General features: G+C 66.5%; 12 protein-coding genes and 1 riboswitch. Of the genes, 3 read left to right on the top strand and 9 right to left on the bottom strand.

Annotated features, from left to right (window positions below):
* Positions 1 to 100: 100 nt before the first annotated feature.
* Entirely contained in the window at positions 101 to 739 is a 639-nt protein-coding gene (rsmG, locus tag ABE543_RS04330) for a 16S rRNA (guanine(527)-N(7))-methyltransferase RsmG (protein WP_053517711.1), read from the bottom strand.
* Between the two features lie 39 nt (positions 740 to 778).
* Positions 779 to 1,378 (bottom strand): 4'-phosphopantetheinyl transferase superfamily protein, encoded by a 600-nt coding sequence (locus tag ABE543_RS04325; protein ID WP_065174253.1) that lies wholly within the window; start codon positions 1,376 to 1,378, stop codon positions 779 to 781.
* Positions 1,379 to 1,462: 84 nt separating this feature from the next.
* On the opposite strand from ABE543_RS04325, the gene ABE543_RS04320 reads away from it, so the two are divergent.
* Positions 1,463 to 1,714 (top strand): GlsB/YeaQ/YmgE family stress response membrane protein, encoded by a 252-nt coding sequence (locus tag ABE543_RS04320; protein ID WP_005411656.1) that lies wholly within the window; start codon positions 1,463 to 1,465, stop codon positions 1,712 to 1,714.
* A 36-nt stretch (positions 1,715 to 1,750) separates the two neighbouring features.
* Here the strand turns inward: ABE543_RS04320 and xth are convergent, their stop codons facing one another.
* The 4 genes from xth to ABE543_RS04300 form a co-directional block, all read right to left on the bottom strand.
* A complete protein-coding gene (xth, locus tag ABE543_RS04315) occupies positions 1,751 to 2,518 on the bottom strand; it encodes an exodeoxyribonuclease III (protein ID WP_065174252.1) in 768 nt (255 codons plus the stop codon).
* A gap of 80 nt (positions 2,519 to 2,598) precedes the next feature.
* Positions 2,599 to 4,008: a coniferyl aldehyde dehydrogenase gene (locus tag ABE543_RS04310; protein ID WP_346475348.1), complete on the bottom strand. Its 1,410-nt coding sequence runs from the start codon at positions 4,006 to 4,008 to the stop codon at positions 2,599 to 2,601.
* 260 nt (positions 4,009 to 4,268) lie between these two features.
* Positions 4,269 to 5,933 (bottom strand): MFS transporter, encoded by a 1,665-nt coding sequence (locus ABE543_RS04305; protein ID WP_053517700.1) that lies wholly within the window; start codon positions 5,931 to 5,933, stop codon positions 4,269 to 4,271.
* A 94-nt stretch (positions 5,934 to 6,027) separates the two neighbouring features.
* Positions 6,028 to 7,449, bottom strand: a complete 1,422-nt coding sequence (locus ABE543_RS04300; RefSeq protein WP_053517699.1) for a DcaP family trimeric outer membrane transporter — start codon at positions 7,447 to 7,449, stop codon at positions 6,028 to 6,030.
* A 245-nt stretch (positions 7,450 to 7,694) separates the two neighbouring features.
* Between ABE543_RS04300 and acs the strand changes: the two genes are divergently transcribed.
* Positions 7,695 to 9,638: an acetate--CoA ligase gene (gene acs / locus ABE543_RS04295; protein WP_346475347.1), complete on the top strand. Its 1,944-nt coding sequence runs from the start codon at positions 7,695 to 7,697 to the stop codon at positions 9,636 to 9,638.
* Between the two features lie 94 nt (positions 9,639 to 9,732).
* Positions 9,733 to 10,398, top strand: a complete 666-nt coding sequence (locus tag ABE543_RS04290) for a response regulator transcription factor (RefSeq protein WP_005411662.1) — start codon at positions 9,733 to 9,735, stop codon at positions 10,396 to 10,398.
* 89 nt (positions 10,399 to 10,487) lie between these two features.
* Here ABE543_RS04290 and ABE543_RS04285 read toward each other — a convergent pair whose 3' ends face one another.
* From ABE543_RS04285 to ABE543_RS04275, 3 genes are all read right to left on the bottom strand, one after another.
* Positions 10,488 to 10,943 carry a transposase gene (locus ABE543_RS04285; protein WP_111187178.1) on the bottom strand — a complete coding sequence of 152 codons (456 nt, stop codon included), beginning with the start codon at positions 10,941 to 10,943 and terminating at the stop codon, positions 10,488 to 10,490.
* Positions 10,944 to 11,091: 148 nt separating this feature from the next.
* Complete coding sequence (locus tag ABE543_RS04280; RefSeq protein WP_053517695.1) at positions 11,092 to 11,667, bottom strand: manganese efflux pump MntP family protein; 576 nt, start codon at positions 11,665 to 11,667, stop codon at positions 11,092 to 11,094.
* A gap of 88 nt (positions 11,668 to 11,755) precedes the next feature.
* Positions 11,756 to 11,845, bottom strand: a riboswitch (yybP-ykoY riboswitch).
* A 138-nt stretch (positions 11,846 to 11,983) separates the two neighbouring features.
* Positions 11,984 to 15,442: a PAS domain-containing hybrid sensor histidine kinase/response regulator gene (locus ABE543_RS04275; RefSeq protein ID WP_053517694.1), complete on the bottom strand. Its 3,459-nt coding sequence runs from the start codon at positions 15,440 to 15,442 to the stop codon at positions 11,984 to 11,986.
* Positions 15,443 to 15,457 lie beyond the last annotated feature (15 nt).

Below are 15,457 nucleotides of genomic sequence, written 5' to 3'. Positions count from 1 at the left end.
TCGTCGACGGATGCTGGGACCGGTCATTATGCGTACAACCGGGCCCGGGCGGAAATCGTGGATCGCCAACCCGTTGTCGCGCAAAGGGTTGGCGGCGGGATCAGGGGCCTGTAACGGTGACCAGGTGGCGCTCGCCCGCCAGGCCGGGCACGCTCAACGGGGCCACGTCGCGCACCTGCCAGCCTGCCGGCAGTGCGGCGATCTCTTCATGCGGGTAGACGCCCTTCATCGCCAGCAGCACGCCGCCAGGACGCAGCAGGTGGCCACCGACGCGGATGATGCCGGCCAGCGTGTCCATCGCGCGGGCGGTCAACTGGTCGTAGTGGCCGGCCTCGTCCAGCGCTTCGGCGCGCGACTCGGCCACGCGGGCATTGCCCAGGCCGAGCTGGCGCACGGCCTCGCGCATGAAGCGGGCCTTCTTGCCGTTGCTCTCGACCAGGGTGACCTGCAGACCCGGGCAGGCGATCGCCAGCGGGATACCGGGCAGTCCAGGACCGGTACCGAGGTCGGCCAGGCGGCCATCGGCCACGAACGGCTGCATGGCCAGCGAATCGAGCAGGTGACGGGTGACCATCTCCTGCGGGTCGCGGATGGCGGTGAGGTTGTAGGTGCCGTTCCAGCGGTGCAGCAGGCCCAGGTAGCGCAGCAGCGGCGGCGCCAGTGCGGCGTCCAGGCCCATGCCGGCCAGGCCCTGCTCCAGCGTGGCGGTCACGCCGGCGGGGAGTTCGTGTTCGCTCATGCCGCCATTATCGCCCGTTTCCCGGGCTGATTCGCCGCTTCATTGCGGATACCAGGCCAATGCGGCACGGAACTGGCCGCTGGCCTGCCATTCGTGCAGATGCCACTGCCGGGCATCACCCAGCGCAGGGTCGCACCAGCGCAGGTGCAGGGCGCCGTCGACACCTGGCGCCAGCTGCAGGCGATGCAGGCCGAACGAAATGCCCTGACCGTGTGCCTTCAGCAGCGCCTCCTTGGCGCACCAGACACGGAAGAACCAGTGTTCGCGTTCGGCGGCGTCCAGGCCCTGCAGCCAGGCCACCTCTTCCGGATGGAAGAAGCGCTGCACGATCTCCAGCAGGCGTGGGCGCGGGCGCAGCAGTTCCAGGTCCACGCCGAGCCGTACACCTTCACCCAGCGCCACCAGCAGCACGTCGCCACTGTGACTCCAGCCCGTGCCGTGGTCGGCCAGCGCACCGGTCAGCTCAGGTCGGCCCTTGTCGTCGCGGACCAGCGGCAGTGCCTCCGGCGCGAGATCCAGCGCCTGTGCCAGCACCTGCCGGGCCTGCGGCTCACCGCGCTGGCCCGGCACATGTGGCCGCCGCCAGACCGTCACGGGCCCGAAGCGCCAGGGGCCATCCAGGGTGGCTGGCAAGCTCATCCGCACGCAACCGTCACGCGATTGCACGACGGGTTCACAGCCATGCGCGTCAACTGGTCACGGTTTTCCACCGGAGGTTCGATCATGGGCATCATCATCTGGCTGATCGTCGGCGGCATCGTGGGCTGGCTGGCAAGCATCATCATGAAGCGCGATGCGCAGCAGGGCATCATTCTCAACATCGTGGTCGGCATCGTCGGCGCGCTGATTTCCGGCTGGCTGTTCGGCGGCGGCATCAACGAAGCGATCACCATCCGCACCTTCCTGTTCTCGCTGATCGGTGCGGTGATCCTGCTGGCGATCGTCAACCTGTTCACCCGCAAGAGCATACGTTGATCCGACGGGCAGCGCCGGGCACGGCCCGGCGCTACCTCACCCCAACTGCACCCATGCCGGCGCGTGGTCGCTGGGGCGCTCCCAGGTACGTGGCTCGCGGTCGATGCCGGACGCCACGGCGCCGCCCTTGAGCGCATCGGAGACCAGGGTGAGGTCGATGCGCAGGCCCAGATTGCGGCGGAAGCCCGCCGCGCGGTAATCCCACCAGCTGAACGTGCCGGCTTCCTCGTTGTGCAGCCGGAAACCGTCGTGCAGGCCCAGCTGCAGCAGCTTGTTCAGCGCGCCGCGCTCGGCGGTGGAGGTGAGGATGTGGTTCTCGTTCCACACCTCCGGATCATGCACGTCGCGGGCGTCCGGGGCGATGTTGAAGTCACCCAGCACGACCAGCTTCGGGTGCCGCTGCAGTTCCTCGCCGATCCAGGCGTGCACGGCCTCCAGCCAGCGCAGCTTGTACGCATACTTGTCGGTGCCGACGTCCTGGCCGTTGACCACATACAGGTTGATCACCCGCAGGTCGCCAAAGGTGCCGGCGATGACGCGCTTCTGCTCGTCCTCGAAACCCGGAATGCCGATCTGCACGTCCTGCGCCGGCTCGCGTGACAGCAGTGCCACGCCGTTGTAGGTCTTCTGGCCGGCGAATACGCTGCGGTAGCCGGCGCCGATCAGCGCCGCATCCGGGAACTTGTGGTCCTCCAGCTTGGTTTCCTGGATACCGACGATGTCCGGGCCGAACTCCTTGAGCCACTGCTCCAGGTGCGGCAGGCGGACGTTGAGCGAATTGACGTTCCACGAGGCGATCTTCATGGGGGCATTCTACCCGGGCCTGCTTTGGTAGGCGCCAACCTTGGTTGGCACCTACCAGTAGAGCCACGCCATGCGTGGCTTCACCGCAGCAGCAGCTTCAACATCCCCGCAATCTTCGAATACGGCGGCCGCAGCCTGTCGCTGCCCGCCCAGCGCGACTGCCACAGCACCGGCAACCGCTTGCTCATCGCATCGAACCCGGCGCGGCCGTGGTACGCGCCCATGCCGCTGGCGCCCACCCCGCCGAACGGCAGGCCATCGGCGGCGAAGTGCAGCAGCGTGTCGTTGACCGTCACTCCCCCGGCCACCACGTTGGCGAGAATGCGCTCCACGGTGGCGCGGTCGTGGCTGAAGGGATACAGCGCCAGCGGCCGGTCGCGGGAGAGAACGTCGACCAGCGCCGCATCCAGATCCGGGTAGGCGCGCACCGGCAGGATCGGCCCGAAGATCTCCTCGCGCATCAGGTCCAGATCGTCCGGCGGGTCCAGTACCACGGTCGGTACCAGCAGGCGCTCGCGGCCGGCGCGAGCCTCATCCACGTGCGCCAGCGGAATCACCGGCACCCCGCGTTGCCGCGCCTGTGCCAGGTAGCCCTGCAGGCGCTGGTACTGGCCTTCATTGATGATCCGCGTGTAGTCGTCGGCATCGCTGAAGTCGCCGTAGCGTTCACGCACCTGCTGCTGCAGCGCCTGCACGAACTCGCGCTGACGCGCGCTATCGATCAGCACGTAATCCGGCGCGATGCAGGTCTGGCCGGCGTTGAACCACTTGCCGGTGGCCAACCGCGCGGCGGCTTTGTCCAGCGGGAAATCACGGCAGACGATGGCCGGCGACTTGCCGCCCAGTTCCAGCGTGACCGGCACCAGATGCTCGGCTGCCGCTGCCATCACCTTGCGGCCCACGGCCGTCGAGCCGGTGAACAGCAGATGGTCCAATGGCAGCGACGACACCGCCGCCGCCACGTCCGCACCACCCTGCACCACCGCCACCCGATCGGGCGGGAACACACTGGCCAGCAGATCGGCCAGGAACGCGCTGGTGCGGGGCGTGTGTTCCGAAGGCTTCAGCAGTACGTGGTTGCCGGCAGCGATGGCGGTGGCCAGTGGCACCAATGCCAGCGTAACCGGGTAGTTCCACGGCGAGATCACCCCGACCACGCCCAACGGCGTCGGCCGCAGCTGCGCGCGCGCCGGCCACAACTTCCATCCCGCCGATGCCCGCTGCGGCTTCGACCAGCGCCGCAGGTGGCGCCGCAGGTGGTCGATGGCCGACAGCACGCTCATGCCATCGGCCAGTTTCGATTCAACGTCGGCGCGATGGCCGAAGTCCTCGGCGATGGCCTGGGCCATTTCATCCAGACGCGGCTTCAGCGCCTCGCGCAGGCGGCGCAGGTCGGCTTCGCGCTGATCCAGCGACGGGCGCTGCGACTGCCAGGCGCTGCGCAGGGTGTGCAGGAGGTGGGGGAGGTCGGCTGGGGCGGTGGTCGTCATGGGCCGACTATACGGGGTGCGGCACTGTCCGACGGGGTCAGATCCCTTTCGCGCGCGAAAGGGATCTGACCCTGGGCGCGAGATGGCGGGTGGCTTCGGATGCTTTTCAACCACGATTACGGCATTGAACGCTGTCTTTTCGCGTCTGCGGAGTTTTGTGCCGCGCGCTGCGCGGTCGCCGAGCATGGCTCGGCGCTACAGGGCAACGAAAAGGCCGTGGTCTGCACCACGGCCTCTCCTTCATCCGGTGAACATCATTCCTACTTGGTGATATCCACGTCCTTGGTTTCACGCAGGAACAGGCCACCGATCACCACCGACATCAGCGCGATCGCGATCGGATACCACAGGCCGTAGTACAGGTTGCCGGTACCGGCCACCAGCGCGAAGGAGATCGCCGGCAGGAAGCCACCGAACCAGCCGTTGCCGATGTGATACGGCAGCGACATCGAGGTGTAGCGGATGCGGGTCGGGAACAGCTCGACCAGGTAGGCGGCGATCGGGCCGTAGACCATGGTCACGTACAGCACCAGCAGCCACAGCATGAAGATCGTGCCCGCAATGTTGATGCGCGCGCTGTCCGCCTTGGCCGGGTAGCCGGCGGTGGTCAGGGCGGTCTTCAGTTCGGCACCGAACGCGTCGGCCTTGGCCTTGCCTTCGTCCTTGCTCAGTCCCGCCGCTTCATACGAGGTGACGCTGGCGCTGCCGACGTTGACGATCGCCAGCGAACCCGCCGCTGCCGGCTGCACGTCGTACGGCACGCCCGCCTTGGTCAACGCGGCGGTGGCCACGTCACAGGAGCTGGTGAACTTGCGCAGGCCGACCGGATCGAACTGGAACGAGCAGGTGGACGGATCGGCCACGACCAGGGCCGGCGAGCTGCTGCGGGCCTCTTCGATGGCCGGGTTGGCGAAGTGGGTCAGGCCCTTGAAGATCGGGATGTAAGTCACGGCAGCCAGCAGGCAGCCGGCGAGGATGATCTTCTTGCGGCCGATACGGTCGGACAGCCAGCCGAAGAAGATGAAGAACGGCACACCCAGCGCCAGTGCGGCTGCGATCAGCAGGTAGGAGGTGGTGGCGTCGACCTTCAGCATGCTGCTGAGGAAGAACAGCGCATAGAACTGGCCGCCGTACCAGACCACGGCCTGGCCGGCCGCTGCGCCGAGCAGGACCAGCAGCATCAGCTTCAGGTTGCCGCCCTTCAGGCTGTCACGGAACGGCGTCTTGGAGCCCTTGCCTTCCGACTTCATCTGCTGGAACAGCGGCGACTCACTCAGCTGCAGGCGGATCCACACCGAGATGCCCAGCAGCACGATGGACACCAGGAACGGAATGCGCCAGCCCCAGGCTTCGAATGCTTCATTGCCCAGGAAGTAGCGGCAGGCCAGGATGATCAGCAGCGACATGAACAGGCCCAGCGTGGCGGTGCACTGGATGAAGCTGGTGTACAGGCCACGCTTGTCGTCCGGGGCATGCTCGGCCACGTAGGTCGCCGCGCCGCCGTATTCGCCACCCATCGCCAGGCCCTGGGCCAGACGCAGGATGATCAGGATCACCGGCGCGGCAAAGCCGATCGACGCGTAGTTGGGCAGCACACCGACCAGGAAGGTCGAGATGCCCATGATCAGGATGGTGACCAGGAAGGTGTACTTGCGGCCGATGCGGTCGCCGAGGCTGCCGAAGAAGGCCGCGCCGAACGGTCGCACGAAGAAGCCGGCGGCGAACGCCAGCAGGGCGAAGATCATGCCCGTGGTTTCATTGACTCCGCTGAAGAACTGCTTGGCGATGATGGCGGCGAGCGAGCCGTACAGGAAGAAGTCATACCACTCGAAGACCGTACCCAGGCTCGAAGCGAAGATGACTTTCTTGTGGCCCTTGGTTAGGGTGCCCGCGGGATTGTGCGCGGTGCTGGGTGTGCTGGACATGAGACGCTTCCCCTCCGAAGCAATCGTTGTTGGTAGGTGCCGACGGTGGGTCGGCACTCAGTATCGGTAGCGGCCGACCTGGGTCGGCGCGCCGTCAGAAGCTGTACTTCGTGGTGAACTGCAGCCGGGTGATGTCACCCTTGTTGCCGTTCTCGATCTCGCGGCGGCCATACATCAGCTCGGCGCCGACATCGACCTTGGGCAGCGGTGAGTAGAAGATGTTGCCGCGGATGCTCTGCACGCTCTTGGTGACCAGCGGGCCCAGCACGCTGTCGTTGTCGTAGTCGCTGCGCGCATAGATCAGGTTGGTGCGCAGCTTCGGCGAGAACGCATGGCGCCAGCCCACGTAACCGGCCAGAACGCCGGTCGGATTGAGCTCGTCGCGGGCGATGTCATAGGCCGAGTCGGCGGTGATGCCCAGGCCGATGTAACGCGCGATGCCCTCGCCTCCGGTGAACTGGTAATGCAGCGAATCGCTGTCGCCCATCACCCACTTGCCGCCCAGGGTCAGGCCGCCGGCAACCTTGTCGGCCTTGGCGCCGGTGGTCTGGTTGTCGACCTTCAGCTGGCGGACGATGCCGCCGACGCCGAAGGTGCCCCAGTCGCCCTTCCAGCCGTAACGCATCGTCAGATCAGGCAGGCTGCCGCGATCGGAGTTGGCGCTGGCGTTGGTCCAGGCGCCGGTGACCGGATTGCGGGTACCGGTAAGCGTGGTGGTTTCCGGGTTTTCCAGGGCAACGCTGAAGCCGCCGCTGGTGTAACGCACCTGTGCCTGGCGTACGAAGATCACACCGTCGGTCGGGCCGACGAAGTCGACCGCTTCCGGCAATGCGGCCGCGTCCATGAAGTTGGACCAGGTCTGGCCGGCGAGCCAGTTGTTCCAGTACATGTAGGCATGGCGCAGGGTGACACCGTAGGTGTTGGTGGCGGTCTGGTTGCCGAGCGAGTTGCCGAAGAAGTCCATCTCGAAGAACGCGCCGGCCTTGTTGCCGGACTCGCTCACGTTGTCGATGCCCAGGTTGAAGCGCGAGAACTTTGCGTGGGCGTTGTAGTCGGTGCCCGAACGCCTGCCGTTTCCGCCGGCGCCTTCCACCGGGGTCTGGCCCGGCAGATACAGCGAACGGCCAGTGGCATCGTCGGCCAGCTGGCCGTCACTGGTCTGGGTCGCCAGGAAGTCAGCCTTGATGAAGCCACCGATCTTGACCGTGGTACCCGGTGCGGCACCCGGAGTGATGGTGGTGACCTGGATCGGCTGCTTGCCGGCCGGCACCGCCGGCTTCTGCTCGGACTGCACGGTGCGGACTTCGGTCACCGCCTGCTGGGTCTGGGCGATCTGGGTCTGCTGCTGTTGCTGCGAAGACAGCAGCAGCTGGACCTGGCGCTCCAGTTCGGCGACGCGTGATTCGAGTGCTTTCTCTTTGGCGGTCTCTGCGAACGCCATGCCCGGTGCGACCAGGGCGACCAGCAGGCAGGCCGCCAAAGGTGTGCGCACGGCTTTCAACGTACGGTGGCTCATGTTGCCCTCTCTCCCAAGTGGCAAGGTGATGCCGCGCGTGGGGCACGGTCGAGCCGAGACTGCGGGGCACATGCGCGCACCGGCTATTCGCCATTGGTCGAAGCCGGGCCCGCAGGGCGCTCACTTTCGACCATGGTCTAAGCACAGTGGTGACGCGGCCGGGGGTGGATGGGGCAAACTGAGGGGGATCGGTCGTTGCGATGCTGCGACCGCACATACAAAGTCAACGTGCAAGTGAGGGTGCCATGGCTGATATCTACCCCGTCGATCCGCAGTTCGCCGCCAAGGCACGCATCGACAAGACGTCCTACCAACAGCAGTACCAGGCTTCTGTGACCGACCCGGAGGGTTTCTGGGGCAAGGCCGCCGAGCGCCTGCAATGGATGCGCACGCCGACGAAGATCAAGAACGTCAGCTACGACCTGGCCGACTTCCACATCAAGTGGTTCGAGGACGGCGAGCTCAACGCCAGCGTCAACTGCCTTGACCGCCAGCTGGACAGCCGTGGCGACAAGACCGCCCTGCTGTTCGAGCCGGACAGCCCGGACGCACCGGCCCAGCACGTGACCTATCGCGAGCTGTACGAGCGCACCTGCCGGCTCGGCAATGCGCTGCGCAACCTGGGCGTCGGCAAGGGTGACCGGGTCACCATCTACCTGCCGATGATCGTCGATGCTGCCGTGGCCATGCTGGCCTGCGCGCGCATCGGTGCGATCCACTCGGTGGTGTTCGGTGGCTTCGCGCCGAACTCGATCGCCGATCGTGTCAGCGACTGCCAGAGCAAGCTCATCATCACCGCCGACGAGGGCCTGCGCGGTGGCCGCAAGGTTCCGCTGAAGGCCAACGTCGATGCAGCCCTGAAACTGCCGGGCACCAACACCGTGGAGACCGTGCTGGTGGTGCGCCACACCGGCGGCGCGGTGGACATGCAGGCCCCGCGCGACCGCTGGTTCCATGACGTCGTGGACAGCCAGCCATCCACCTGCGAGCCGGAGCGCATGAACGCCGAGGATCCGCTGTTCATCCTCTACACGTCCGGTTCCACCGGCAAGCCGAAGGGCGTGCTTCACACCACCGGCGGTTATCTGCTGTACGCGGCATACACCCACGAAGCGGTGTTCGACCTGCGCGAGGACGACATCTACTGGTGTACCGCCGACGTCGGCTGGGTCACCGGCCACAGCTACATCGTGTACGGCCCGCTGGCCAACGGCGCGACCTCGCTGATGTTCGAGGGCGTGCCGAACTACCCGGACACCTCGCGTTTCTGGAGCGTCATCGACAAGCACAAGGTGTCGATCTTCTACACCGCCCCGACCGCCATCCGTGCACTGATGCGCGAAGGCGAGGAGCCGGTGAAGAAGACCTCGCGCGCCTCGCTGCGCCTGCTCGGCAGCGTCGGCGAGCCGATCAATCCCGAGGCCTGGCGCTGGTACTACGAGGTGGTCGGCGACAGCCGCTGCCCGATCGTCGATACCTGGTGGCAGACCGAGACCGGCGGCATCCTGATTTCGCCGCTGGCCGGTGCGATGGACCTCAAGCCGGGGTCGGCCACCCTGCCCTTCTTCGGCGTACAGCCGGCGCTGGTGAATGCCGATGGCGAGATCCAGGACGGCCCGACCGAAGGCAATCTGATCATCCGTGATTCCTGGCCGGGCCAGATGCGCACGGTGTACGGCGACCACCAGCGCTTCATCGACACCTATTTCCGCACGTATCCGGGCAGCTACTTCACCGGCGACGGTTGCCGCCGCGACGAAGACGGCTACTACTGGATCACCGGCCGCGTGGACGATGTGATCAACGTGTCCGGCCACCGCATCGGCACCGCCGAGGTCGAAAGCGCGCTGGTCTCGCACCCGAAGGTGGCAGAAGCCGCCGTCGTCGGCTTCCCGCACGACGTGAAGGGCCAGGGCATCTATGCCTACGTCACCCTGGTGGCCGAGGAAGCGCCGAGCGAAGAGCTGCACAAGGAGCTGATCGCATGGGTGCGCAAGGAAATCGGGCCGATCGCCACCCCGGACCACCTGCAGTGGGCACCGGGCCTGCCGAAGACCCGCTCGGGCAAGATCATGCGCCGCATCCTGCGCAAGATTGCTGAAAACGCGCCGGACCAGCTCGGCGACACCTCGACCCTGGCCGATCCGTCGGTGGTGGCGTCACTGGTGGACGAACGCAAGGTACGCTGACGTACGACCCGGGGTCGGACCCCTTTCCGCAGGGAAAGGGCTCTGACCCCAGGGGCCTGGCCCCCGAACAGTTTCCCCACGGTTCCCCCCGACCATGACCACCCTCCTGATTGCAGATGACCACCCGCTGTTCCGCGAAGCCCTGCGTGGGGCCGTACAGCGGGTCATCCCCGGAGTGCAGCTGTTCGAGGCTGACAGCGTGGAAGCGCTGTATGCGCTGGCCGACCAGCACAACGATGCCGACCTGGTCCTGATGGACCTCAACATGCCGGGTGCACAGGGTTTCAACGCACTGGTGCACATGCGCTCGCTGCATCCTCACCTGCCGGTGGTGGTCGTCTCCGCGCGGGAGGAGGCCACGGTGATGCGCCGTGCGCTCGATCACGGTGCGCTGGGCTTCATTCCCAAGTCCGCCGACTCGGACACCATCGGTCATGCGCTGGGCACCATCCTCGACGGCGAGACGTGGGCCCCGCCGGAGGCACACAACGTGCCACCCACCGAGCGCGAGGAACGCGAGGTCGGCCAGCGCCTGCGCGAGCTGACGCCGCAGCAGTTCCGCGTGCTGCAGATGCTGGGCGCCGGCCGCCTGAACAAGCAGATCGCCTACGACCTCAACGTCTCCGAAGCGACGATCAAGGCACATGTGACCGCGATCCTGCGCAAGCTGGGCGTGACCAACCGCACCCAGGCGGTGCTGATGGCCGGCAAGCTGGCCATCGACGACGACGCGATCGTGCTGCCGCCGGAAGAAGACTGATCGCGGCGTACTGCGGTGCCGTGCACGGGGTCTCGTGATGCCCTCGTAGAGCCGAGCCCATGCTCGGCTGCTCTTCGCCTCAATGCCAATCATGCCTCAAGCGGCCATCGACTCCAGGCATAGGGGTACTCCGCGATACGGGTAGCCAACCCTGCACGCACGGGATTGGCCGCAATGTATCTCGCCTGCGTGAGCAGGCATTCATCACTGCGCAACGCATGGTCGTAGTACCCCGGCTGCCAGATCGGTACGTTCGCATCAACGCGCGTGGCGATGGATCTTCCACTCCTGGACTTCAGGATCTGCATGCAGCCGGCCAGCGTGCCGGTACGCAACTCCATCAACCAATGCAGGTGGTCGGGCATGATCACCCAGCCCAGGGAGAAGGTACGACCGGTCCGCTCTACCGTGCGCAGGGCTTCGATCAGCAGCTCAACGTTGGCCTTGTCTATGAACCAGGGACGACGCGCGTGCGTTACCGTGGTAAGCGCATAGACATTGCCGGTATGCGACCAACGACCATAACGAAGTGCGGGACTGGCCATGCGAAGAGGCTATGGCACGCATGACAGCCTCTCCATCAGTGCAACACCGCAATGCCTGTCAGCCAACACCCTGACGTAGAGCCGAGCCCATGCTCGGCTGCTTCATACGCCAGCCGAGCGTGGGCTCGGCTCTACAGGTAGCCCCTGCTCAGCCCACGCCGCGCAGGTGTTCGTACAGGATCGTCGCGCCGATGATCACCAGGATCGCGCCGCCAATGATCTCGGCACGCTTGCCAACCATGCTGCCCAGCACGCGGCCGAGCATGATGCCGACGGTGACCATTGTGAGCGTGCACAGGCCGATGACCGCCGCCATCACGCCGATATGGACGTCCATGAACGCCAGGCCGATGCCCACCGCCATCGCATCGATGCTGGTGGCGAAACCCGTCAGCGCCAGCTTCCAGAAGCCGTGGTGCTGCGAAGGGTCTTCATCTTCTTCACCCTCATCCGGACGCAGACCGTTGTAGATCATGTGGATGCCCAGAGCGCCAAGCAGGCCGAAGGCGATCCAATGATCGAAGGCTTCGACGTACTGCAGGGCGGCGCGGCCGAGCAACCAGCCGATGATGGGCGTGATCGCCTCGATGACGCCGAAGATGATGCCGGCACGCAGTGCATCGCGGAACACCGGCTTGCGCATCGCCGCACCCTTGCCGATCGCCGCGGCGAAGGCATCGGTGGACATGGCAAAGCCGATCAGGAGGATCGAAATGGGGGACATGTGTGGCTGCTGAGGTCGGGCTAGGACGGACGCACGGCCTGCGCTCGCGCCCAACCTGACGTTGCGCGCGCGGGCCGCTGGTCTCGCCAACCATCATGGTTGTCCACGCCACGGCGCACTGGCCGAGTATGTTGACGTGGACGATTCCTGCGTAGGAATCCGGCTACTCCCCAAGGGGACGCGAAGCTTAGCATCGCGATTCGCGTGTGGCACATTTCTGGTGAAACGCGCAGGCAGGGCTGGTTTGTATAGCGATGGCTATATCAGCACCGCACTGCGCGCGGAGCCGAGCATGGGCTCGGCTCTACAGTTGCCATCAGGCTTCGTTGCTGCCGGCGTCGCGCAGCGCGCCGAGGAAGGCGCGCAGCGAGGCCGGCTTGATCGGCTTGGTCAGCACCCGATAACCCCGCTCGCGCGCCATCCGCTTCAGCTCATCGCGACCATCGGCAGTGAGCAGGGCACCGGGCAGCGGATATCCTGCCGCCTCGCGCAGTGCCACCAGCGCGTCCAGGCCATCCATGCGGTCATGCAGGTGGTAATCCACCAGCATCACCTGCGGGCGCTCGGCAATCTTTTCCAGCGCCTGATCGACGGTGGCGGCGGTGATCACCTGCACCTGCCAGCGACCCAGCAGCGCACGCATGCCGTCGAGGATTTCCTCGTCATTGTCCACGCACAGCACGCGCAGGCCGGCCAGCGAATCGCTGCGCACCGGCGTGGCGGCCACCTGGACCGCCGTGGCAGGCTCGGTGTAGCCCGGCAGAGGCGCCACGCGCGGCAGGATGATCGAGAACATCGACCCGCTGCCGACGCGGCTGCGTGCGTTGAGCCGATGGTCCAGCAGGCGCGAGATGCGCTGGCAGATCGACAGGCCCAGGCCCAGGCCCTGCTCGCCCCAGTCGAAGGGCTGCTGGTAGCGATGGAACTCATCGAAGATCTGCCGCATGTGATGCTCCGGGATGCCGGGGCCGGTATCCCACACCTGCAGTTCCACTTCCTCGCCCCGATGGCGCACGGCCAGCACGATGCGGCCCTGCCGTGTATAGCGCAGCGCGTTGGCCAGGAAGTTCTGCAGCACACGCCGCAGCAGGCGCCGGTCGCTGCGCACCCATGCCGGGCGCGCGAACAGATCCAGGCGCAGGCCACGGCCGGCGGCAACCGGCGTGTACTGTGCGGCCAGCTCGCGCATCAGCGCGCTGACGTCGAACTCGCCAATGACCGGATGCAACCCACCTGCATCCAGCCGCGATACGTCCAGCAGGCCATCCAGCAGCTCCTCCGCCGCGCGCAGCGAGGCATCCACGCGCTCGGCCAGATGCTTCTGCTCGTCGCTCACATGGACGCTGTCACGCAGCGCCGAAGCGAACAGGCGCGCGGCATTGAGCGGCTGCAGCACGTCGTGGCTGATCGCGGCCAGGAAGCGGGTCTTCGACTGCTGGGCGGCTTCAGCTTCGTGGGAGCGCTCGGCGACGCGCTGTTCCAGCGTTTCGTTGGCTTCCAGCAGCGCCTTCTCGGCGTGCTTGTAATCGGTGATGTCGTTGTAGCTGGTCACATAGCCGCCGCCAGGCAAGGCCTGGCCACGCATCTCGATCACCTTGCCATCGCTGCGCGTGCGCTCGAACACATGCGGTGAGCCGGCGCGCATGTAGCCGATGCGGCGGTTGATCTGCACCTCGATGTCGCCCTCGCCCAGCTCGCCCCGTTCGGCGTTGTAGCGGATCAGGTCGGCCACCGGGCGGCCCACGTACAGCATGCCGTCGGGGTAGCCGAACATGTCCTGGTAGCGGCGGTTCCACGCCGTCAGGCGCATGTCCGGATCGACCACGCTGACACCTGCACTGATGTTTTCCAGCGTGGTGGACAGGATCTCGCGGTTGAAGCGCAGTTCCTGTCCGGCTTCGTCCAACACCGCCACCACCTCACCCAGGTCCATGCCGGAGCCGCGCAGCAGGCTGGTCAGCAGCAGGCGCGCGGAGGCGGCACCGATCGACGCGGCCAGCAGGCGCTCGGTGAACTGCACCCAGGGCCGGTCGGCCGGCGCGGAAGACTGCAGTTCGCGGCCCAGCGACTGCGCCTGCTCGAAGAACGAACGCCGCGCATGACGCTCGCCCACCACGCGCGAGGCCAGCGCCAGCAGGTCGCCCACATGCACGTGGCCGGGCCAACCGCCGGCGACCGAGGGGCGCTCGGCGTACGGATCGAGGAAGGGCGCAGCACGCAGTCGCTCGTCCACCCCCGGCCGCCAGCGTGCGGACACCAGCATCATCGTTGCTGCATTGACCAGCAACGACCAGAAGGTACCGTGGGTCAGCGGATCCCAGCCGGTCATGCCGAACAGCTGCTGCGGGCGCAGCCATTCGATGCCGAACGGGCCCTGCTGGACCCAGCCGGCGTCGACCCATCCCGCCATGGTCATCGCCGGCAGCAACAGGGTATAGAGCCAGGTGGCGAAGCCGAGCAGCATGCCGGTTTCCACGCCGCGGCGGCTGGCGCCACGCCAATACAGGCCGCCGATCAGGCCCGGTGCGAACTGCGCTACCGCGGCGAACGCCATCAGGCCGTAGGACGCCAGGGTGCTGTCGTTGCTGCTGCTGCGGTAGTAGCTGTACGCCATCAACGCGAGCAGCAGGATCGCCAGGCGGCGGATCCACAGCACGCGCGAGGCCACGTCGGCTGCTTCCTGGTGATCGCCACTGCGGCGCAGCAGCACCGGCATCACCAGATCATTGCTGACCATGGTGGCCAGCGCGATGGATGAGACGATGACCATGCCGGTGGCGGCAGAGAAGCCCCCCACATAGGCGACCAGCGCCAGCGCGTTGCGGCCCTCGGCCAGCGGCAGCGCCAGCACCATCGCATCGTCGGCGACGCTGCCGCCGGTGCCGAACAATGTGACGCCCGCGGTGGCGATGGGCAGCACCATCGCCGAGATCAGCACCAGGTAACCACCGAACATCCAGCGTGCACGGCGCACGTCGCGTACATCGCCACATTCGACCACCGCGACATGGAACTGGCGCGGCAGGCAGACGATGGCGAGGAAACTGAGCAGGGTCTGCGAAATGAATCCCACCGGCGGCAATCCGGTGAACAGCGTATGCACCGACTCGACCACCGCATCGGTGCGGTCGGTCAGCCACACATAGGCGAATACGCCAACGGCGAGCATCGCCAGCAGCTTGATCACCGATTCCAGGGCGATCGCCAGCATCATGCCGTGGTGATGCTCGGTGGCATCCACCTGGCGCGTGCCGAACAGCGTGGCGAACAGGGCCATCAGCAGGGCGACATACAGTGCGGGATCGCTGAAGAAGCCGGTCGGGCCGGTGTTGCCGGTCAGCACCTGCAGGCTCATCGCCACCGCTTTGTACTGCAGGGCCAGGTAGGGAACGATGCCGATCAGGGCGATGATCGCCACCAGCGCGGCCAGGCGCCGCGAGCGGCCGAAGCGCGAGGAGATGAAATCGGCGATGGACACCACGTTCTGGCTGCGGGCGATCAGGGCCAGGCGCTCGATGATGCGCCAGCCGAACAGCAGCAGCAGCAGCGGCCCGATGTAGATCGGCAGGTAGCCGATACCGTTGCGCACGGCGGTGCCCACCGCGCCATAGAAGGTCCAGGACGAGCAGTACACGGCCAGCGCCAGGCTGTAGACCACCGGCCGCAGCCAGGGCCGGTCCGGGTACATCGGCCGACGGTCGCCCCACCATGCCACGCCGAACAGCAGTGCGGCATAGGCAACCGAGACCAGCAGCAGGATCCAGCTGGAGACCACGCGCGCGTTTCCGTC

This window comes from Stenotrophomonas sp. TWI169 (genome assembly GCF_039674705.1).
Lineage (GTDB): Bacteria > Pseudomonadota > Gammaproteobacteria > Xanthomonadales > Xanthomonadaceae > Stenotrophomonas > Stenotrophomonas maltophilia_P.
The sequence above is the reverse complement of the archived record's forward strand: the minus strand, read 5'-3'. Positions and strand labels throughout refer to the sequence as shown.

Bases quoted from the DNA above. Each gene is read 5' to 3' on its own strand.
- acs (WP_346475347.1), top strand. From the start codon at position 7,695: ATGGCTGATATCTACCCCGTCGATCCGCAGTTCGCCGCCAAGGCACGC.
- ABE543_RS04320 (WP_005411656.1), top strand. From the start codon at position 1,463: ATGGGCATCATCATCTGGCTGATCGTCGGCGGCATCGTGGGCTGGCTG.
- rsmG (WP_053517711.1), bottom strand. From the start codon at position 739: ATGAGCGAACACGAACTCCCCGCCGGCGTGACCGCCACGCTGGAGCAG.
- ABE543_RS04300 (WP_053517699.1), bottom strand. From the start codon at position 7,449: ATGAGCCACCGTACGTTGAAAGCCGTGCGCACACCTTTGGCGGCCTGC.
- ABE543_RS04290 (WP_005411662.1), top strand. From the start codon at position 9,733: ATGACCACCCTCCTGATTGCAGATGACCACCCGCTGTTCCGCGAAGCC.
- ABE543_RS04325 (WP_065174253.1), bottom strand. From the start codon at position 1,378: ATGAGCTTGCCAGCCACCCTGGATGGCCCCTGGCGCTTCGGGCCCGTG.
- ABE543_RS04285 (WP_111187178.1), bottom strand. From the start codon at position 10,943: ATGGCCAGTCCCGCACTTCGTTATGGTCGTTGGTCGCATACCGGCAAT.
- ABE543_RS04310 (WP_346475348.1), bottom strand. From the start codon at position 4,008: ATGACGACCACCGCCCCAGCCGACCTCCCCCACCTCCTGCACACCCTG.
- ABE543_RS04305 (WP_053517700.1), bottom strand. From the start codon at position 5,933: ATGTCCAGCACACCCAGCACCGCGCACAATCCCGCGGGCACCCTAACC.
- xth (WP_065174252.1), bottom strand. From the start codon at position 2,518: ATGAAGATCGCCTCGTGGAACGTCAATTCGCTCAACGTCCGCCTGCCG.
- ABE543_RS04280 (WP_053517695.1), bottom strand. From the start codon at position 11,667: ATGTCCCCCATTTCGATCCTCCTGATCGGCTTTGCCATGTCCACCGAT.